Here is an 18,876-nt window from a genome sequence, read left to right as displayed (position 1 = left end):
TCACATAGCGCGGATTCGCCGGCGAGACGGATCGGGTTCCAGTAGGGTGCGACCAGCGTCGAGGTGCCGAGCCGGATATTCTGCGTGTGTTGCGCCAACCAGACGAGGGTTTGAAAGGGGTTCGGCGAGATGGTGCATTCCAGCGTGTGATGCTCCGCCGTCCAGAGCATCTCGAATCCGCCCTCATCCGCCATGCGGGCCAGCGTCAGGAGATTGTTCTTCACCGTGGCCATCGGCACGTCGGGCGAAAAACGTTCCATCGTGAGCGAGACTGCGAACTTCATGGATTCTGCCTTTCGACGCTGATTATTTGAGGCGGATGACGAAGGGGTCCTGCATGACCCCGGAATAGTCGATGATGACGTTCTTCAGCCGCGAGAACTCGTACATGACCTCGAAGCCGCCGCGCCGGCCGTAGCCGCTCTCCTTGAAGCCGCCATTGGCGGACATGAAGGAGGCGGAGCGATAGGTATTGATCCAGACCGTGCCGGCCTCGATCTGGTTGGCGAAGCGCAGCGCCCGGTCGATATCCTTCGTCCAGATGCCGGAGGCGAGGCCGTAACGTGTGTCGTTGGCAAGCGCGATCATCTCCTCCTCGTTGCGGAAGGGCATGACGCCAACCACCGGGCCGAAGAGTTCGTCGCGCATGAAGGTCATGTCGTTTTCGGCATCGACCATCACGGTCGGCTCGAAATACCAGCCGCCGGGCGCAAGGCCATCCTTCTGCGGCCGGCCGCCGCCGACGGCGACCTTCGCGCCTTCCTTGACGCCCGAGGCAACATAGGACTCGACCTTGAAAAGCTGGTCGGCGAGCGCCAGCGGGCCGATATCGGTATCCTCGACGGTCGGCAGGCCGACACGGATGCGCTGCGTCCGCGCAACAAGCGCGTCGATGAACCTGTCATAGATACCGGCCTCGACGAAGCAGCGCGAACCGGCGACGCAGGTCTGGCCCGCCGCGGCGAAGACGCCCGAAACGACGCCGTTCACCGCATGCTCGATATCGACGTCTCCGAACACAACATGGGGCGACTTGCCGCCAAGCTCCATCGAGCAGGGCACGAGATTCTGCGCCGCATTGCCGGCGATGCGACGACCGGTCGCCGTGCTGCCCGTGAAGACATATTTGGCGACGCCGGGATGCCGCGTCAGCGCCTCGCCGGCGCTCTTGCCCGTGCCGGTCACCACATTGACGACACCGGCCGGGAAGCCGGCCTCATGGATAAGCTCGGCGAGCGCGAGCGTCGATGCCGTGGCGTGTTCGGAAGGCTTGATGACGACGGTGTTACCGATGGCAAGGCACGGCGCGAGCGTGCCGGCGAGCAGCATCAGCGGCGAATTCCAGGGCGTGATCATGCCGACGACACCGAGCGGCTCGCGCAGGTTCAGGTTCAGCGTGTCGAGCCGGTTGATCGGAATCGTATCTCCCTGCAGCTTGTCGGCCATGCCCGCAAAATAGTGGTAGCTGTCCGGCATGGCGCGCATCTGGGCGCGGGTTTCCTTGAGCAGCTTGCCATTATCGCGCGTCTCGACCTCCGCGAGCGCGTCGGCGTTGGCGCGGATCAATTCGGCGAGGCGACGCACCAGCGCGCCGCGATCGGTCTGCGTCATGCGCCGCCAGGAGGGGTTGCGGAAGGCGCCGGTGGCGGCGGCGACCGCGGCATCCACGTCATCCGCATCGGCCTCGGCGAATTCGTACCAGGGTTCGCCCGTCGTTGGGTCGAAACTCTGGATAAAGGCGCCGTTCTTCGGCGCGACGAATTCGCCGCCGATGAACAGATACTGGCGCGAGCCTTCGATGGTGCTGACGGTCGTCTTCATCTCATTGTCCTTGGTCTTGGGAGGCCTGAAGCCAAGCGCGGGCTTGCCCGTCGATCATCGCGACGCGGCCGCCGTCGTGGGAATCCATGTAGATGCCGAAGCGGCCCGCCTGCCGCTCGCGCACGTAGCGGCGCAGCATGGAGCGCAGTTCATGGGTGGCGATCGCCTCATACGGCAGATCGTCGATGGGGAAGAAGCGGAGGCCTTCCGTGAGGCCAATCTCCGCCCCCTCGCCCGCCAGCCGGGCGCGATAGACGAGGTAACCGGGATCGCTGTCGGCGACATCGAAGACGGAATAGAGAAAGGTTTCTTCAGGCACGAGGCGAAGCGCATCGCCGCCATCCACCACCAGTTCACTGTCGGCCTTGCGGCGGCGCGCCGAGGGCAGCACCCAACCGCCCTTGCCGTCCGCCCGCAACAGCAGCCCGTCGCCGGCCTCGATGAGATAGCCGATGATCATGCCGTGCGAGGCGAGCCAGCCGGTCGGCAGGGGGTCCTTCACGCTCGCGTAGCGCCCGCGGCAGAAGCCGAGCGGCGCAGTCGGGCTGGTGCCGAAGGCGCGCACCTGGCCGATCAGGATCGAATGGTCGCCAGCATCGATCGAATTGTGCAGGCTGCAATCGAACCAGGTCAGGCTGTCCGTCAATACCGGCGCCCCCGTATGCGCCCGGTCGTGATTGACCAACTGGAACTTGTCCGGCGACTTGGAGGCGAAGGTCGCGGACACATCGACCTGACCCTCATGCAGGATGTTGACCGCGAAACAGTTCGCCTCGGTGAAGGCCGCATGACTTGAGGCGGACTTAGCGACACAGACGAGCAGCAAGGGCGGATCGAGCGAGACGGAGGTGAAGGAATTGGCCGTCATGCCACGCGGCGTGCCGTCCGATTCGAGCGTGGTGATAACCGTGACCCCTGTGACGAAAGTGCCGAACGCCCGACGCAGCGCGATGGGGTCTATCGGTGCGTCCTGTACTGCCGCCTCTTCCGTCATGCCTTCGTTCTCCTCCTTGGTTTGTTGGGAAGAAGCTAACCGGGGCGGGCCGGTGCTGCTTCCTACCGGGCGGAGGAGATATCGTAAAAGTTCTGCTGCGGTTCATAGGAGGACCGAATGGCCCGATCAGCGCTCGCCGAAGGCGTGGTTGTCGATGACGCTATGAAGGCGCAGGGCGAGTTCCACCGAAAAGCGCCGTTCCGGCGTTTCTACGTCGATGCCAAAGAGTTCCTGAATGCGCGCCAGCCGATAGCGCAGCGTCGTGACGTGCAGGCCTAGCCGATCGGCGCAAGCCTGGCTGCGGCAGCCTTCCTCCAGATAGGCGGAAAGCGTTTCAAGATACGGCGTGCCGTTCTTGCCGTCGTGCTCGGCGATGGCGCCGACGCTGTCCCGAACGAAGCTGCGCACGTCGCCGACATCGGCGGCGGAAACGAGCATGGGCAGCGGCCCGAAATCCTGGGTCGAAAGCGCTCCCGTCAAACCGAAGGAGCGGCCGATGCGGATCATCCGCGTGCACCGCTCCCAGGCCAGGGCGTAGTCGTCGAGACCGATGCAACGGTTCCCGGCAACCACGATCGGCGCTGCGCCCAGGTAGCGAGCGAGCTCGTCGGCGATACGCCGCATGAGCTTGGTCGTGCGCTCCTGCCTCGGCGCTTCTTCGTAGGGCATGATGCATGCGAGCCCCCCGTCTACCGCCACCAAGAAAGCTTCGATGGAGGCCTGCTGCAGAATGCGCGACACCGTATGCTCCACGTCAATGGAATTGCCGCCGAAAGCCTTCGCGCGCTCGGGAAAGTCAACGACGATCATCTGCTGCGCGAGCGACAGATCGAGGCCAAGCCGGGCGGCGCGTTGCCGCACGTCCGCCGCATCGCGCCAGCGCCGCTCCACGATCTCGAAGAATAGTTCGCTCTGCGTGCGTGTCTCGAAGCGAAAACGCAGGAAGCTGCGCATCATCTGGACGCTCAATGCAAACTTCGCGCTGTCGAGCATGAGTTGGTCCAATTCCCCTTCTGCCGCCGCCGAGGGGAAAATCACGAGCGCGCCGACCCGTTGGCGGTCCACCGTCAGGGGTTCGACGCGGGCGGAAACGCGCAGCCGCCGCGCGCCGTCCTCCAGGAAGATCGGCGCCGTTTCCGTACTGCCGCGCTCCACCGCCTCCCTCGCCGCTCTTGTCAGTACGCGCGCAAAAACCGTCGGCGCAGCCGCCTGCCAGGCCGCATCGTCGAGATCCGCTGCCAGCGGCGAACGCCCGGCGATAACCTGGTTGACGGTGAAATCCACGACGACGAGCGGATTGGGCAGCAGTCGTCCCACCATCGCAGCGAGCGAGGAGACGGAGCCGTCGCTGAGAACATGCTCCAGCAGCGATGTATGCGCACCGAGCGCCCGGTCGAGCCGCTCTGAAGCGCGTTTTTCAGTTGCCAGGCGATGCTGTTTTTCGACAGCGATCGCGCCGAGATGAATGATCGTGCCGATAAAGGCGAGGTCATCCTCCGTTACGTCGGTTACGGCGCGGGCGATCACACTCAGGACCATCGGACGCCCCTCCGCATCTGCACAGTCCATCGGCATGACGAGCACGGTGCGGTAGTCGCGCTCGAAGGCCTCTTTGCGATATCCAGGGAATTCGGTGCTTTCACGTGCATCGCGGATATAGACGGGTTCATTGCGTTGAAGCGCGATCAATGAAGGGCTGGTGGCAAGCTCCCAGCGGACCGGAAGGTCGCGCTGGATAAGGGTGGGATCGTGACGGACAATGACATGGGCATAGCCATGCGCGACATCGATGCCCATGATCGAGCCGAGTGCCCAGTTGGCATGCTGGCAGGCAGCCACGATCAGGTGCTGCAGGACCGTCGCAAGGTCGCCACCGCTATTGATTTGGCTCGCGACGTCGCGCAGCGAAAGTAGCCGTGATTTCTGATCCAACGCGCCGCACACTCCCGTCGTTGCCGCGATAATGCGGCGCAACGCCATCGAATGCTACTATTTTTCGGAGGAGGCAATGCGCCTTCGATACTTCAAACAATAGGAAGACCGCACACGAGCACGCGCTACGTTGGCGTCAGTTCAACAGACGGTGGCCCACATGACACTCGGCATGAGAAAAATTTGCACCTTTCTTGAGGAAACCCATATCGAGGGCGGCAAGGCCGCGCCGCGACCGGTCAATATCGTCGTCGTCGCCGCGATCATCCACAATCCTTGGGCCGGCAAGGGTTTTGTCGACAATCTAAGACCGGAGATCATCCGCATCGCCAAACCGCTTAGCGAGGAGATGACGCGCCGCTTGCTGGCACAGATGCCGGCGGACAAGATCGAGGCCTGCGGCAAGGCCGCCGCGGTCGGCGTCAATGGCGAGATCGAACACGCTTCGGCGATGATCCACACGCTGCGCTTCGGCAACCCGTTCCGCAACGCGATCGGCGGCACGAACTACCTAGAATTCGCCAATACGCGCAACGCGCCGGGCGCGCTGCTTTCGCTACCGATGATGCACAAGAGCGAGAACGGCAAGCGATCTCACTTCCTCACAGCGAATTTCCAGATCGCAGACGCACCACATCCCGACGAGATCATCGTCGCCATCGCCGCGGCCGACGGCGGTCGCCCTCATGCCCGCATTGCGGACCGGTTCCAGGATATCGCGGAAATGGAAGCAGAGCTTGCCGCAAACGCCACCCGGACCTGAACAGAGCGGCACGGACTCCATTTTGATCCCATGAAGCTCGACGCCATCGATCTGCGGATCCTGGAAGCCATCCAGGAAGATGGGCGCATCACCAAGCTGGCACTCGCGGAAAGGGCCGGCCTCTCGCCGACCCCGGGCTGGTTGCGCCTGCGCAAGCTGGAGAAGGCAGGCATCGTCTCGGGCTATCATGCGCGCGTCGCTGTGCGGCGCGTAGCGCCGGTCGCGAGCGTCATGATGGAAGTGACACTCGCCAACCATCGGCATGCGGATTTCGACCGCTTCGAGCGCGCGGTGGCGGCGACACCGGAGATCGTCGCCTGCTGGTCGGTCGGCGGCGGCGTCGATTATATCCTGAAGATCATGGCGGCGGACATCGATGCCTACCAACGCCTCGTCGACAGTCTGCTCGACCGCGAACTCGGCATCGACCGCTACTTTACTTACATTGTCACCAAGACAGTGAAGGAGGAGACCGCGTTGCCGCTGGCGGTTCTGCTGCCCACTTCTTAGGGTCAGGACTCATTGCTCATAGCCAGAAGATACCGGTTGCAGTAAGAGCGATGGCGGAGAGAAAGGCCATTGGGCACCTGTCGTAGCGCGTAGCAACGCGTCGCCAGTCCTTGAGACGTCCGAACATGATCTCGATCCGGTTGCGCCGTTTGTAGCGGCGCTTGTCGTATTTGATTGTCTTGTTGCGCGATTTCCGACCCGGAATGCAGGGAGTGATCCCTTTCGCCTGCAAAGCGTCACGATACCAGTCAGCATCGTATCCACGGTCGGCCAGCAGCCATTTGGCCTTGGGAAGTTCATCAAGCAAGGCCGCAGCACCGGTGTAATCACTGACCTGACCTGCCGTTATGAAGAAGCTGATCGGGCGACCACTCGTATCCGTTACGGCATGAAGCTTGGTGTTCATGCCGCCTTTCGTGCGGCCAATCAGGCGGCCCGCGCCCCCTTTTTTACCCGCAGGCTGGAAGCTGTGCGGTGGGCCTTGAGATAGGTCGCATCGATCATGATGGTCTTGTGCTCTGCGGCTTCAGGCACAGCCAGGCCTTCCATCATCTGCATAAGGATACCCTTGTCGCCCCAGCGTTTCCAGCGGTTGTAAAGCGTTTTCGCCGGGCCATATTCCTTCGGCGCATCACGCCAACGCAGCCCATTGCGGTTAACAAAGATGATGCCACTCAGAACGCGTCGATCATCAACGCGTGGGCGGCCATGGCTCTTGGGGAAATAGGGCTGAAGACGAGCCATTTGCTCGTCCGTCAGCCAAGATATATTACTCATTGGTAAGGCTCCTGCACAAACGCCTGATTCATAACCATCAATTCAAATCAATGGGTCCTGAGCCTAGCTTCCATGACGTCAATCCCATGCCGCGCGGGGTCAAGTAGATCGCCCATGGTGACAAGGAAGCACACCGCCATCTGGTCCGTCAGACCGGGTGGCTCGTTTGAACAGTTGGAGAGAAGTCATGAATGGTCACACCGTGAGCCTCACTGTTGCAGATACCGCCTATCTCTCGGACTTCAAAAGGGAACTCCAGGAGGCGTTTGCCGTTGCAGTCATCGATGAATACGGGGAGTTGCCCGATGGTCCCATTCCTTGCGACGAGGACCTAAAAAATTCCATCAACGCCCCTGGAGCGGTCGCGCTACGCATTCTCTCAGACGGCAAGAAGGTCGGTGGCGCGGTGGTGACCATCAAAGAAGAGACTCAACACAACACACTCGACCTCTTTTTCCTGAAAGTCGGCGAGCATGGGAATGGGCTCGGTCACAAGGCCTGGCTTGCCATTGAAGCGCGCTATCCGCAGACCGTCACCTGGCGGACACATACACCCTATTTCGAGAAGCGAAACATCCACTTCTACGTCAATAAATGCGGCTTCAAGATCATCGCGTTCTTCAACGCCAAGCACCCCGACCCGCATCATCCTGGCCCCAGTGATCTGCCGGACGACGAAGGATTTCTGTTTGAAAAAGTGATGCGATAACGCTTATTCAATCTGACGACCGGATCTCACGCTCACAAACATCGGCCTTAGAGGACCGGTCGCGATAGCGAGAATGGCAGATTTGAGGCGCGAAGCCATCGTTAAGCTGAGCCGCAGAGGGAATCGAGCCATCTGCCTGGCAGGCGTCTTCCGTCTTGATGAGGTTCGAACTTATGACCAGCAAGTCATGAACTCGACAAGACAATTGACTAGAGCGAATCTGCTGACCAATCCTCGTGGCTATGCCTGATACGGATCACAAAGACGCTTCCGTCCTCTTTGATGCGATAAACTATAAGGTGTGCCTTGAAGGGATGGATCCTAACAGGCGGAGAAATCTCATGGCGCTCACGCGCCATTCGTGGATTGCCGGCAATTAGCTCGAACAAATTGAAGAGCTCATCATGATATCGTTTAGCAACCAATGCTCCGAAGATGCGAATGCCGTCTTCCGCAATTGAGATTACATCCTCTTCCGCTTGGACCGATAGAATGAATGGCATCAAGCGCGTCCGCGGCTGATCTCGGCTCGCGTGGTGGCTGCAGCAAACAGCTCGTCCGCTGAACGGCTCCCAACACCGCTTCTAATTCCGTCATCGACAAACCGCTGCATCTCGGCAATCTTGTCGGTACGGGCCTGATCTCTGCGGATCAAGTCTCTGACGTAGTCGCTCGCATTCGAATACCGACCGGTCTTAGCTTGGGCTTCAACCCAATCTTTCATGGGGTCCGGCAGGGATACGTTCATCGTCGCCATTTGAATCTCCTTGATGGGTAACGATATCCGCCAATGGCAAAGTTTGTCAAACTATCGGTTGCCGTGCGCAGGCTCTTGAACGGATCCGAACCGACGACCCGTCATTTAATGCCTACAGTCACATTGATTTTTCGACACGGCCGAACACTTGCTCTTAAATGTCTCACGACTGGGCGGATAGCCATGTTTGCGACCGAATGATCGGGAAAAGGCCTCAGCGCTGCCAAACCCAACAGCTGCGGCAGCGGCCTTGACGCTCCTGCCGGAACGTAGGTGTGTCCGGCCCAATGCAAGGCGCCAATCCGTTAGATAGGCAGCCGGCGGCTGGCCGACGGTATTGGTGAAGGTGTCCATAAAGCGGCCACGCTTCATGCCAGCGATACCGGCGAGATCGCCGATACGCCAGCGCCTGGCCGGGTCTTCGTGCCTTGCCACCAAGCAGGGATGAAGCTCTCGGTGGGCCAGCCCGGCCAACATCCCAGCGTTAACCGTGCCGACGGCCAGCGCCTTGCGGATCGCAAGAACGACAATCACCTAACAGAGCCGGCCATGGACGCGCTGCCTCCGCAGCGTTTGTCGATGCTCTCCGAAATGATGAGATCAGCCAGTCCGCGTAATTCCGGCTCTAGCGCCAGACAGAAGCGCAGTTCATCCGGCAGCGCGCCGACGAGCGGATTCAGGCCCTCGCTGAAATCGACAAAAGCCGCCGCTATCACCGTCGTGCGCTCTGCGGACATACCGGCCGAACGCGGCCGGTAGATTAGATGGGATGGTGCTTCGACGTCCCCGTCGTTGACGATGAGAAGGTTCGCGCCGTCGCCATTGCTGCAATAATCGGCTCGAAGCCCATAGGCTCTGAGGAAGGCCGCCAGGCGATCATGCTTTTGAGGCCTATCCGAACGTTCGATCATGCATTTCCTCGATATTCTGCCTTTGGATTGGATAATCTCTTTTGCGGCGGCCACTCCAGCCATAACGACAATCATGACGTAGATTCCATGCCAAACAGCTCCTCCTCCAAATTCGACAAGTCACGCGCCGATGAATACGGCCGGCAAAGCCGCATTGCGCTGGCCGGATACAATGCCTGTCACGAGCTCGGTGCCTGCATGCTCGCGGCTTCCGCACTAGATGCGGAAGCCCCGCGCGTGCTGGTCGTTGGTGCCGGCGGAACGGGCGGTGAAATCATTGCGGCCGCCAGGCTGGAGCCGTCCTGGACCTTTGTCGCAGTCGATCCGTCGCCGTCCATGATGGAAGTAGCGCGCACACATCGCCGAAGCTGGGCTTGATGATCGGGTCGAATTCCTCACCGGCAGCCTTGGAGAGACCGCTGGCGAAACCTCCTTCAATGCAGCGATGATGATTGGCGTTCTGCAACACATCCAAGGAGAGATCGCGAAGCGCGACCTCATGAATGAACTGGCCAAAAGGCTGAAAGTTGGCGCGCCGCTCGTGCTCGCTGGAAACTATCGCGCCTACAGCTCCGAACCGCTGCTGCTTGCGGCCTGGGCTCAGCGTTGGCGAATGCATGGCGCCGGCCCCGACGAGGTGCGAGCGAAGATGGACCGGATCCTGGAGGCCGCCGAGCCGCCCAGGTCGGAAGAGGCGGTCGCCGCCCTTCTTGCCGAAACCGGCTTCGAGACGCCGCTTCGTTTTTTCTCGAGCCTTTTCTGGGGCGCCTGGATCACCAGACGGGCGGCGGCACTGCTGTAGTAGTTGCCCCTCAAGGGGGCCAACAAACTGGCGCGCGGGCTAGGACAAGGCTTCGCTACTGTTCGGCCGCATGGCTTCACTCCGCACACGTGCCAAGGATCGGCGTCATCAGCCTTACATGCGTATCGATACGCTCGAGAACCTTCGCCGGAACGACAGTCCGTTCCGGCAGCGACCACCAAACGTCGTTGACGCGCTCGACCGTATCGACCACCGCTTTAAGCACGGCCGCTTCCGGCAAGCGCGCGCGATTGGCGAAGGCCTTCCATCGTTGCGCATTCAACGCCTTGAACGGGCGTTCGCCAGCAAGCGACAGCGCCATTGCATCTGCCGGGATGTAAGGGATTGTCGAGAGCACGTCGTAGACAGGCGCAAGCTCCGGTTTGTCGCCCGCGCTGCGATAGATCAGCGACCAGTTTTTCAGGTGCATGTCACCGTTGCCGGTTATGGCAGCCAGAGCCAGTCGGCGGACGAACTCGAGCGCGGCGTCGGACGAAACGGCAACGTTCAAGGCGACGGCGATATCATGATAAGCAGCTCCTTCGTATTTCCGCGAAGGATAGACGCCGAATACCTGCGCGAAATCCTCGATATGGATCCGCTCGCCATTGGCGCCACGATCGAAACGTTTGACGAGCAGGACTCTACCGTCCGACAGCGTCTCGAACTCCTTCGGGATACCTTCGAACTCCGATTGCTCGACGAGCTCGCGTTCCGGCACGTCCATACCTATGGCTTCAGCCAGTGCAAGATTGGCATATTCGTTTTCCGACACGCCGGGAAACGCGGTCGATGGAAACTTGGCAATGTAGGCCCCCTGCTCGTCGCCGATCGGCAACGTCAGTCCACCGCCCTTCCCCGTGTTCTTGATGACCGAAAGCTTCATCTGGACGCCGGCGAGCGAAAACCGGGCTTTCGGCTTGGTCGCGGGCAGATTGTCGAGACGGGCAATCGCTCTGTCACTCGGCATGACGCGGACCGCGCCTGGCAGATCCGAACCGAGCGCGACGAGAAGGTCGAAATCGTTTCCCGCGCGAACACTCCCCGCGTGGTGTTTCTCCATTGCCTCGCGCAGCTTATCTTCCGGGAGCAGATTGGCGAAGAACGCAGGCAAGGCTCTGGCGACGGGTTTCGGGTCCTTGCGCAAGCCGCCAGTGGCTGCTCGAAATGACAGGCTGAGCACTGGGAAGCCGCCCGTTGCGCGATAGCTGTCCTCGAAATTGAAGGCGTTGAACTCGCCAGGCGTCCTGACGATCGTACCGACCTTCATATCGTTCAGCAGTACGTCGAGCGACGAGATGGACCTCGGATCGGATGAAGCTTCAGGCATTCTCATCCCCGTCCGGATGAGCCATGAATGCCGGGAGATCGTCGAGATCATCCTGCGGCCGCAGCAGCGCGCCGACGGCCGGAACCATGGCCTGCGGTATGAGCATCAACTCAAGTCCGAGCGCGCGGGCGATGTTGATCAGGGTCGTCGTGCGCGCAGCGCTGCTTCCGGCTTCTATCTCGCGATAGCGGGGACGCGATATGCCCGCCATGTCGGCAACCTGCTCCTGGGTCAATTGCCGGCCCTTACGGGTCGCCTTCAGCAACTGTCCGATTTCCAACAAGGCATCTGACTCAGACCGTGCCATCCTATCTACCCGAAATTTCTCCGTGGAGCAGGGCAAGCTATCTCAAACATTTTGAGATCAGTCAACAGAAAGATATGAATACGGATCATATCGCCTTAATTGATCCGTTTACTTACCATTCATGCTGTTTTATGAACGGGCGCATAATAGCCAATGAAACCCGCTTTTACCCTGACTGAGAAAAGGCAGAGATGAAGGCCGCGAGCGTAGCGGCGAGGTGCGGTGAAACATACCCCCCTTCCTGGACGATTACGGTCGGGACCCGCACCTCTGCGATAATCTTTGCTATGCGGGCAAAGTCCTCGTCGTTCACCCTCATGCAGGCGAAGGGATCGTTCAGGGACGCGTCAAGGCCTAGGGCCAGGACCAAGTAGTCGGCGCCGAACTGTCGGACTTCGTCACATGCTGCCCGCACTGCCGCCAGGTAGACCGCGCCGTCGCTGCCGAGCGGAAGAGGAAAATTGCGGTTCTTTCCAGTTCCTGCGCCGACCCCACATTCATCGGCGTAGCCCGCGTAATAGGGGTAGAGCCATGCAGGGTCTCCATGCACCGACAGCGTCAGCACGTCACCGCGATCGTAGAACATCGTCTGCGTCCCGTTGCCGTGGTGCACATCGATGTCGAGGATTGCGACGCGCCGCCCCGCCAGGACCGCCTGCTCGGCGGCAAGGGCGGAATTGTTCAGGTAGCAGAAGCCACCGGCCTTATCGCGATAGGCATGGTGGCCGGGCGGCCGGCACAAGGCGTAGACCATGCCTTCGCCGTCAAGCACGCGCGCCGCGGCATCAAGCGCGGTCAGCGCGCTCGCCCGTGCGGCCTGCCAGGTTCCTTCCACCAGAACGCAGCCGGCATCGGCCTGATAAAAGCCGGCACGGCCGAGAAGATCGTCGGGACGCCGGCTCATATAGACGTTCGGGTGGACGCTCGACCGAAGCTCCGGGCCATTGCCCGGGATGGCGCGCCAGGCGGCAAAGCCGTTCTCGAGGAAATCAAGGTAGCCGGGTTCATGCATCGCACGGATCAGGCTGGTATCGTCGGCGGCGGGCGCGACGACATCGACACCCGCCAGCGCCAACCCCTGCCGCAGCAGCACTATGCGTTCGGGCACCTCGAGATTGGGTTGCAGCACGCCGCCCGCAATGCGCGTCAGGGGCCGGTGTAGCGCCTGCCGTTCGTCATAGATCGCCAGCACGACGGCCTCCTTTCAGTCGCCGAGCCGGCCGCCGTCGGCGAGGTAGGCGTCGAGCGACCTGTCGAGAGCGTCGCGGAACCGCGAGACGACCGCATCGATCTGCTCTGGCGTGCTGATGAGCGGCGGCGCGAAAGCGATCGCCGTGCCGAGCGAACGGCAGACCAGTCCGTTCTCGAAGGCGCGGTTCTGAATGCCGATCCCGAACTGCATCTCGGCAGGAAAGGCTTCGCGCGTCTGCTTGTCGCGGACGATCTCGACGCCCCACATCAGGCCGACGCCGCGCACCTCGCCGACGAGCGGATGCTCGGCAAGCGGCGTCATACGCTCGGCCATGCGCTCGCCGAGCGCCGCGACACCGTCGATGATGCCATCCTCCTCGTAGATCCTCAGCGCCTCGACGCCGACGGCGCATGCAACGGGATGTGCGCCGTAGGTGTAACCATGGCCAAAGACGCCGATCTTTTCGCTTTGCGCCTTCATGCCGGCGTAAAGCCTTTCGGAAAGCAGCACAGCGGAGAGCGGCATATAGGCGGCGGTCAGCGCCTTCGCGCAGGTAATCATGTCCGGCTCCAGCCCGAAGGTCTGGCTTCCCCACCAGGCGCCGGTGCGCCCGAAGCCAGTGATGACCTCGTCGGCGACCAAGAGGACGTCATGTTTCTTCAGAACCTTCTGGATCTTCTCGAAATAGGTTTTCGGTGGGATGACAACGCCGCCCGTCCCCATAGCCGGTTCGGCGAAGAAGGCCGCAACCGTCTCCGGCCCCTCCGCCAGGATCAGCGCATCCAGTTCCTCCGCAAGACGCGTGGCGAAGTCCTCCTCCGTCTCCTCCGGCCGGCCCTCGCGATAGAAATGAGGGCATGTGACATGGAGAAAGCCCGGCAGGGGGAGATTGAACTCGCGGTGCAAGTGTGGCAGACCGGTAATGCTGGCCGACCCAATCGAGGTTCCGTGATAGCCGCGGTTGCGCGCGATGATCTTCTTCTTTTCCGGCTTGCCTTGGGCGTGGAAATAGTACCAGGCGAGCTTGACGGCGGTGTCGTTCGCCTCCGAGCCGGAGCTCTGGAAGAGCACCTTGGACATCGAAACCGGCGCGATCTTCAGGAGGCGCTCCGAAAGCTCGATCGCCGGCTCCGTCGCGCGGTGGGCAAAGTTCTGGTAGTAGGGCAATGTGTTGAGCTGGCGCGTCGCCGCATCGACCAGCCGCTTCTCGCTCATGCCGAGCGCCGCGCACCAGAGGCCGGACATACCCTCGATATATTGCTTGCCGTCGTCGTCATAGACATAGGCGCCTTCGCCGCGGGCCATGATTGTCGGCCCGACGGTCTCGTGGGCGGCAAGATTGGTCTGCGGATGAATCTGGGATGCGATGTCGCGCATGCGCAGCGAATTGTACATGGTTTCCTCCTGAAATATGATGCGGGCGCATCGAATGGGCGTCAGACGTCCTTGCGCTTCATGAACTGGGCAGCGATCAGGACGATGATCGACAGCGCCACCAGCATCGATGAGATGGCGGCGACGGTCGGATCGACCTGGTCGCGGATGTTGGCGAACATGCGCTTGGTCAACGTGGAGTTCGCGCCGCTCGACACAAACAGCGACACGACGACCTCGTCGAAGGACGTGACAAAGGCGAAGAGCATGCCGGAGAAGACCGAGATGCGGATCTGCGGCAGCGTGACGGTGAGAAAGGCCGTCACCGGCGAGGCCCCGAGGCTGCGGGCCGCGCGTTCGAGATTAGGGTCGAAGCTCTTCAGCCCGTTGCCGACGGCGATCATGACGAACGGGATGGCGAGGGTGGTGTGCGCCAGAACGAGGCCGGTGATGGTGTTGTTGAGCCCGAAGCGGGCGTAGACAAAGAACACGCCTATGGCGACGAAGATCAGCGGGATCATCATCGGCAGCATCAGCAGGCCGCGTGTGAGCGGCGTGAAGAGGCTGGTCGCCTTATAGAGCCCGTGGGAGGCCAGCGTGCCGAGCACGGTGGCCAGCACCGTTGTGAAGCCTGCAACCTTGAGCGAGACCACGGCGGACTGGATCCATTCCGGTGATGTGAAGAAGGCTTCGTACCAGCGCAGGCTGAGGCTGCGTGGCGGAAACTCGAGATACTGCGAGTCCGAGAAGGACATGGGAATCACGAGGATGCAGGGGATGACCAAGAAGGCCATGACGAGCGCAACCGTTGCATAGAGCCAGAGGCGCTGGCCATGGGTGATCTGGGTGGAGGTGGCGGGCGTGTTCAGCATCACATTTTCCCCGCGGAAAAGCTCAAAGCGTCGGTCAGTCTGCGAACGCCCCATAGAACGACGGCCGTCACCACAAGAAGCGCCACGCTGAGGGCGCTCGCCGCGCCCCAGTTGGAGAATTTCGAGACGGCATCGGCGATCTGCGTAGACCACATGGCGACACGTCCGCCGCCCAGAAGCGCCGGCGTCAGGTAGAAACCGAGGCAAAGCACGAAGGTCAGCGCGCTGCCCGAAGCAAGGCCCGGCATCGACAACGGCAGGAAGACCTGTCGGAACGCCTGGCTCGGCGAGGCGCCGCAATTGGCCGCCGCGCGCAGGAGCACCGGATCGATCGCCTTCATGGACGCATAGAGCGGCAGGATCAGGAAGGGCAGCATGACATGCACCATGCCGATGATCGTGCCCGTCAGATTGTGTACCAGCGCAAGCGGCTCATCGACCACGCCGGCCGAAAGCAGCCAATCGTTGATGACGCCGTTGCGCTGCAGGAGGACCAGCCAGGCATAGGTGCGCACCAGCACCGACGTCCAGAACGGCAGGATGACGAACACCAGGAGGATCTGCGCGGCGCGCGCGGGAAGCTGCGACAGGAGATAGGCGACCGGATAGCCGAGCACCACGCATAGCGCCGTCACCAGGCCGGAGACCTTGAAGGTGGTGAGGAAGCTGCCGACATAGGCGGGCCGCAACAGCCGGGCATAGTTCTGGGTTGTGAGATCGCCGGCCGCGTCGAACAAGGAAAGCCAGGCAAGCCATGCGAAAGGAATGAGAAGAATGCAGGTGACGAGCACCAGCGCCGGCAGGGCAAGCCCGCTGAATATACGCTGCTCCCGGCGCCTTGCGCTTTTGAGCATGGCACGATTTAGCGGCATGCCGGGCGCTCCATCGATGGCAAGCGTCATGGCGCGGCGCTCCCGATGACGAGGCTCGCGTCCGCCCGCAGCCACAGGGCAAGAGTATCGCCAGGCTGCGGCAAGGGTTGCTGTTCCGCCCCTGCGTGGCGGATTGCGACCTCGTGCCCGCCGGGCAGCGAGACGGACACCTGGTTGCAGTCTCCCCGATAGACGACATCAAGCACCCTGCCCTCGATGCGGTTGTCGCGGTCGGCATCGCCCTGCCAGCGCAGCCGCTCCGGGCGGACCATGAGCCAGGCCTCACCCGTCGATGTGACGGCCCTTGTATCGGCAAGCCGGAGCGGCCGTCCATCGAGCACATAGGACTGATCGCGGCGCTCCACGGGCAGGAAGCGGGTCTCACCCATGAAGCCGGCGACGAACTTGCAGTTCGGGCGATCGTACACCGTCGCGGGAACGTCGAGCTGGATGATCCTTCCCTTGTCGAGAACCGCGATGCGGTCTGACATTGTCAGGGCTTCCTGCTGGTCGTGCGTGACATAGATCGTCGTCATACCGAGCTTCTTGTGCAGCCGCTTGAGTTCGATCTGCATGTGCTCGCGCAGATTCTTGTCGAGTGCGGAGAGCGGCTCGTCCATCAGCAGCAGGCGTGGTTCGAAGACGACGGCGCGCGCCAGCGCCACACGCTGTCGCTGGCCGCCCGACAGCGCGGTGATCCGCCGGTCGGCAAGGTGCTGCATGTGGACTATCTCGAGCGCGTCCATCACCCTCTTGCGAATGGAGGCCCTGTCCACCTTTCGCAGCTTCAGCGGATAGGCGACGTTCGAGAAGACGTCCATATGCGGGAACAGGGCATAGTTCTGGAACACCATGCCAAGGTCGCGCTTGTGCGGCGGACGCGTGATGAACTCGACGTCATCGACCAGCAAGCTGCCGAGATCGGGCCGCTCGAAGCCGGCGATGACGTTGAGAAGCGTGGTCTTTCCCGAGCCGGAAGGACCGAGAAGCGTCAGGAACTCCCCCGCCTTGATATCCAGGGAGACGCCGTCGAGCGCCCTGAAGCTGCCATAGGCCTTGTGGACCTCGCGAAGGTTGACTCTGCCCGAGCGCATCCTGTCCTCCCGGCTCGTTCGATCAGTTCGACATCAGGAGGCTGTAGTCCTCGCGAACCAGCTCGTTGTTGTCGCGCCACCAGTTTGCGTCGAGGAAGGTCTGCTTCTTGACGTTTTCCGGCGACATGTTGGATTGCGCCAGCACCTCCGGCGAGAACGCCTTCACCTCGAAGGCCAGGCTGTTGGTCGGACCGTAATAGGGCATCATTTCCGGAATGCGCGCCTGAACCTCAGGCGACACAACGCCGGCGATGAACTTGTGAGCTCTCGCCGCGTGCGGCGCGCCCTTGAGGATGGCCAGGCAGCCGTAGCCGAGGATCGCATCCTGGTAGGTGAACTTGACGGGCGCGCCGTCCGCGATCACTGACGCCACGCGGCTGCCCCAGATCGCCATCATATCGACTTCGCCATCCTTGAGGAGCTGGGCGGATTGCGCTCCGGACGACCACCAGACGCCGACATTGGCTTTGATCTTCTCGAGGGCCGCGAGCGCACGCTCGGTGTCGAGCGGATAGAGCTTGTCCTTGTCGATGCCATCAGCGATGAGCGCGATTTCCATCATTTCCTGCGGGTAGGTGCTGAGGGCGCGACGGCCGGGAAAGGCCTCCACATTCCAGAAATCCTGCCAGCTTGCCGGCGCCTTGTCCTTGTAGACATCGGTGCGCCAGGCCAGAACGACGGAATAGGTGTTGGTCGCGATCCAATGTTCGCCATAGCCGCGCGCATCAAAACCCTTCGTGCTGATCGCGTTGTAGTCGAGCGGCTCGAAAAGCCCCTCCTTGCCGCCGACCGCGCATTCGTCCGCCCCGAGATGCACCACATCCCAGGTCGGGGAGCCGGACTGGACCTGGACTCGCACGGCGGCGAGCCCGTCATGCGTTTCCTCGCGCAATTCAATGCCTGCAGCATCGGCTGCTGGCTGCCAGATCGTCTTGCGTAGGTCCGTCTGAAGGTTGCCGCCAAAGCCGGCGACGGTGAGGACATCCTGCGCCGCAGCGGCGCCAGTGAAGGAGAGCACGCCCGCTGTCGCGGCGATGGTCAAGAATGCGCGATTACACGATGCCATTACCAAGTTCCTCCTCAGGTGATGCTCGGCTGGAGCCATCCTCCACAGCCCGAATGCATGATCGACATTCCGCTCCCTGCGTGCCAATCTAGTTAATGGAATGAACTATATTGTTCACCTTGTCAACTAAATTTCTGCGCGTGGAATCCCCACGCTGAACAGCTTGGAGCAACCATTTGAATAAGAAAGTCGAACATCTCACCGATCGCTCCGACGGCAATTTCTTTCGTAGGCACCTCGCGCCCCAGAAGAACGAGCCGGACATACGGGACCTGTTCTCCTTCGAACTGCAGCGGCTGGCCGGGCTGTCCACCCGCATCGCGGCCCTCTCGATCCGGCCTAAATACGGCATTACCGCCCGAGAATGGCGCGCGCTGGCCGTCCTCAAATATCTCGGCGAAGTGCCGCTACAGGAGCTCGCAAAGCACAGTGGACTCCTGAAAAGCCAGATGAGTCGGACCGTTTCGTCGATGATCGAGCGCGGCTACATCCTAAAGACCGCCAACCCCGAGGACGGGCGCAGCATCCTCCTGAAACTAAGCCCGGAGGGCCTCGATCTGTCGGAAGCGGTCCTGACCGACGCCTTCGAGCGCAACGAGAACATGCTCTCGACCCTCAGCCACGCCGAGCGACAGATTTTGATCGAGCTCCTGCAACGGGTGGGACGCAACAGCGCGCACTATTTCCACGACCTGAAAACCCGCGCCTCTCAAGAGGACCTGCGCGAACTGGATGAGGAGTGAAGACGGACCGACAGAATAATAGTTGACAATATGAACTAAATTTCGCATCA

At 61.5% G+C, this 18,876-nt stretch carries 23 protein-coding genes; 6 read left to right on the top strand and 17 right to left on the bottom strand.

The window, feature by feature from the left end; genetic code table 11:
- The 4 genes from ACOZK4_RS04485 to ACOZK4_RS04470 form a co-directional block, all read right to left on the bottom strand.
- Positions 1-284 (bottom strand): LLM class flavin-dependent oxidoreductase (locus ACOZK4_RS04485; RefSeq protein WP_421590652.1); only part of this gene is annotated, 284 nt, incomplete at its 3' end.
- A 22-nt stretch (positions 285-306) separates the two neighbouring features.
- Positions 307-1,821, bottom strand: a complete 1,515-nt coding sequence (locus tag ACOZK4_RS04480) for an aldehyde dehydrogenase (protein ID WP_421590650.1) — start codon at positions 1,819-1,821, stop codon at positions 307-309.
- Position 1,822: 1 nt separating this feature from the next.
- Positions 1,823-2,815 (bottom strand): flavin reductase, encoded by a 993-nt coding sequence (locus ACOZK4_RS04475; RefSeq protein WP_421590648.1) that lies wholly within the window; start codon positions 2,813-2,815, stop codon positions 1,823-1,825.
- Between the two features lie 126 nt (positions 2,816-2,941).
- Positions 2,942-4,747 (bottom strand): helix-turn-helix domain-containing protein, encoded by a 1,806-nt coding sequence (locus tag ACOZK4_RS04470; protein WP_421590671.1) that lies wholly within the window; start codon positions 4,745-4,747, stop codon positions 2,942-2,944.
- 160 nt (positions 4,748-4,907) lie between these two features.
- Here ACOZK4_RS04470 and ACOZK4_RS04465 point away from each other — a divergent pair, with 160 nt between their 5' ends.
- Both ACOZK4_RS04465 and ACOZK4_RS04460 read left to right on the top strand, forming a co-directional pair.
- A complete protein-coding gene (locus ACOZK4_RS04465) occupies positions 4,908-5,510 on the top strand; it encodes an amino acid synthesis family protein (RefSeq protein WP_421590646.1) in 603 nt (200 codons plus the stop codon).
- Positions 5,511-5,540: 30 nt separating this feature from the next.
- A complete protein-coding gene (locus ACOZK4_RS04460; RefSeq protein WP_421590645.1) occupies positions 5,541-6,020 on the top strand; it encodes an Lrp/AsnC family transcriptional regulator in 480 nt (159 codons plus the stop codon).
- Positions 6,021-6,036: 16 nt separating this feature from the next.
- Here ACOZK4_RS04460 and ACOZK4_RS04455 read toward each other — a convergent pair.
- Positions 6,037-6,797, bottom strand: a protein-coding gene (locus ACOZK4_RS04455) for an IS5 family transposase (RefSeq protein WP_421590644.1) whose coding sequence is annotated in 2 segments (ribosomal slippage) — positions 6,037-6,473 and positions 6,473-6,797 — 762 coding nt in all. Because the reading frame shifts where the segments join, the coding sequence is not laid out codon by codon here.
- Between the two features lie 187 nt (positions 6,798-6,984).
- Here ACOZK4_RS04455 and ACOZK4_RS04450 point away from each other — a divergent pair.
- Complete coding sequence (locus tag ACOZK4_RS04450; RefSeq protein ID WP_421590642.1) at positions 6,985-7,506, top strand: N-acetyltransferase; 522 nt, start codon at positions 6,985-6,987, stop codon at positions 7,504-7,506.
- Between the two features lie 209 nt (positions 7,507-7,715).
- On the opposite strand, the gene ACOZK4_RS04445 is transcribed toward ACOZK4_RS04450, so the two are convergent.
- The 4 genes from ACOZK4_RS04445 to ACOZK4_RS04430 all read right to left on the bottom strand — a co-directional run bounded on the left by ACOZK4_RS04445 (position 7,716) and on the right by ACOZK4_RS04430 (position 9,249).
- The gene (locus tag ACOZK4_RS04445) at positions 7,716-8,009 is read right to left on the bottom strand and encodes a type II toxin-antitoxin system RelE/ParE family toxin (protein WP_421590641.1); all 294 of its coding nucleotides are present in this window, start codon (positions 8,007-8,009) and stop codon (positions 7,716-7,718) included.
- Positions 8,009-8,263, bottom strand: coding sequence for a type II toxin-antitoxin system ParD family antitoxin (locus tag ACOZK4_RS04440; RefSeq protein WP_024271439.1), 255 nt, complete (start codon positions 8,261-8,263; stop codon positions 8,009-8,011). The genes ACOZK4_RS04445 and ACOZK4_RS04440 overlap by 1 nt, the downstream gene beginning before the upstream one ends.
- 105 nt (positions 8,264-8,368) lie before the next feature.
- Positions 8,369-8,617: a helix-turn-helix domain-containing protein gene (locus ACOZK4_RS04435; protein ID WP_421590669.1), complete on the bottom strand. Its 249-nt coding sequence runs from the start codon at positions 8,615-8,617 to the stop codon at positions 8,369-8,371.
- Between the two features lie 176 nt (positions 8,618-8,793).
- On the bottom strand, positions 8,794-9,249 hold the full coding sequence (locus tag ACOZK4_RS04430; protein ID WP_421590639.1) for a hypothetical protein: 456 nt from the start codon (positions 9,247-9,249) through the stop codon (positions 8,794-8,796).
- Positions 9,250-9,261: 12 nt separating this feature from the next.
- On the opposite strand from ACOZK4_RS04430, the gene ACOZK4_RS04425 reads away from it, so the two are divergent.
- Positions 9,262-9,552, top strand: coding sequence for a hypothetical protein (locus tag ACOZK4_RS04425; protein WP_421590638.1), 291 nt, complete (start codon positions 9,262-9,264; stop codon positions 9,550-9,552).
- 67 nt (positions 9,553-9,619) lie between these two features.
- The gene (locus tag ACOZK4_RS04420) at positions 9,620-9,976 is read left to right on the top strand and encodes a hypothetical protein (RefSeq protein ID WP_421590637.1); all 357 of its coding nucleotides are present in this window, start codon (positions 9,620-9,622) and stop codon (positions 9,974-9,976) included.
- A 76-nt stretch (positions 9,977-10,052) separates the two neighbouring features.
- Here the strand turns inward: ACOZK4_RS04420 and ACOZK4_RS04415 are convergent, their stop codons facing one another.
- The 8 genes from ACOZK4_RS04415 to ACOZK4_RS04380 form a co-directional block, all read right to left on the bottom strand.
- A complete protein-coding gene (locus ACOZK4_RS04415; protein WP_421590667.1) occupies positions 10,053-11,306 on the bottom strand; it encodes a type II toxin-antitoxin system HipA family toxin in 1,254 nt (417 codons plus the stop codon).
- Entirely contained in the window at positions 11,299-11,613 is a 315-nt protein-coding gene (locus ACOZK4_RS04410; protein ID WP_421590636.1) for a helix-turn-helix domain-containing protein, read from the bottom strand. The genes ACOZK4_RS04415 and ACOZK4_RS04410 overlap by 8 nt, the downstream gene beginning before the upstream one ends.
- A gap of 166 nt (positions 11,614-11,779) precedes the next feature.
- On the bottom strand, positions 11,780-12,805 hold the full coding sequence (locus ACOZK4_RS04405) for a histone deacetylase family protein (RefSeq protein WP_421590634.1): 1,026 nt from the start codon (positions 12,803-12,805) through the stop codon (positions 11,780-11,782).
- 12 nt (positions 12,806-12,817) lie between these two features.
- On the bottom strand, positions 12,818-14,200 hold the full coding sequence (locus ACOZK4_RS04400; protein ID WP_421590633.1) for an aminotransferase: 1,383 nt from the start codon (positions 14,198-14,200) through the stop codon (positions 12,818-12,820).
- Between the two features lie 41 nt (positions 14,201-14,241).
- Positions 14,242-15,051: an ABC transporter permease gene (locus ACOZK4_RS04395; RefSeq protein WP_421590632.1), complete on the bottom strand. Its 810-nt coding sequence runs from the start codon at positions 15,049-15,051 to the stop codon at positions 14,242-14,244.
- Complete coding sequence (locus ACOZK4_RS04390; protein WP_421590631.1) at positions 15,051-15,953, bottom strand: ABC transporter permease; 903 nt, start codon at positions 15,951-15,953, stop codon at positions 15,051-15,053. The genes ACOZK4_RS04395 and ACOZK4_RS04390 overlap by 1 nt, the downstream gene beginning before the upstream one ends.
- Positions 15,950-17,017 carry an ABC transporter ATP-binding protein gene (locus tag ACOZK4_RS04385; RefSeq protein ID WP_421590629.1) on the bottom strand — a complete coding sequence of 356 codons (1,068 nt, stop codon included), beginning with the start codon at positions 17,015-17,017 and terminating at the stop codon, positions 15,950-15,952. Before ACOZK4_RS04385 ends, ACOZK4_RS04390 begins: the two co-directional genes overlap by 4 nt.
- 22 nt (positions 17,018-17,039) lie before the next feature.
- Positions 17,040-18,083, bottom strand: a complete 1,044-nt coding sequence (locus tag ACOZK4_RS04380; protein ID WP_421590628.1) for an ABC transporter substrate-binding protein — start codon at positions 18,081-18,083, stop codon at positions 17,040-17,042.
- Positions 18,084-18,259: 176 nt separating this feature from the next.
- Between ACOZK4_RS04380 and ACOZK4_RS04375 the strand changes: the two genes are divergently transcribed.
- Positions 18,260-18,826: a MarR family winged helix-turn-helix transcriptional regulator gene (locus ACOZK4_RS04375; RefSeq protein ID WP_421578351.1), complete on the top strand. Its 567-nt coding sequence runs from the start codon at positions 18,260-18,262 to the stop codon at positions 18,824-18,826.
- The last annotated feature ends 50 nt before the right edge of the window (positions 18,827-18,876 follow it).

Source organism: Shinella sp. M27, from assembly GCF_049199905.1.
GTDB lineage: Bacteria > Pseudomonadota > Alphaproteobacteria > Rhizobiales > Rhizobiaceae > Shinella.
Note: the sequence above shows the minus strand (reverse complement) of the source record. Positions and strands in the feature narration are given on the sequence as shown.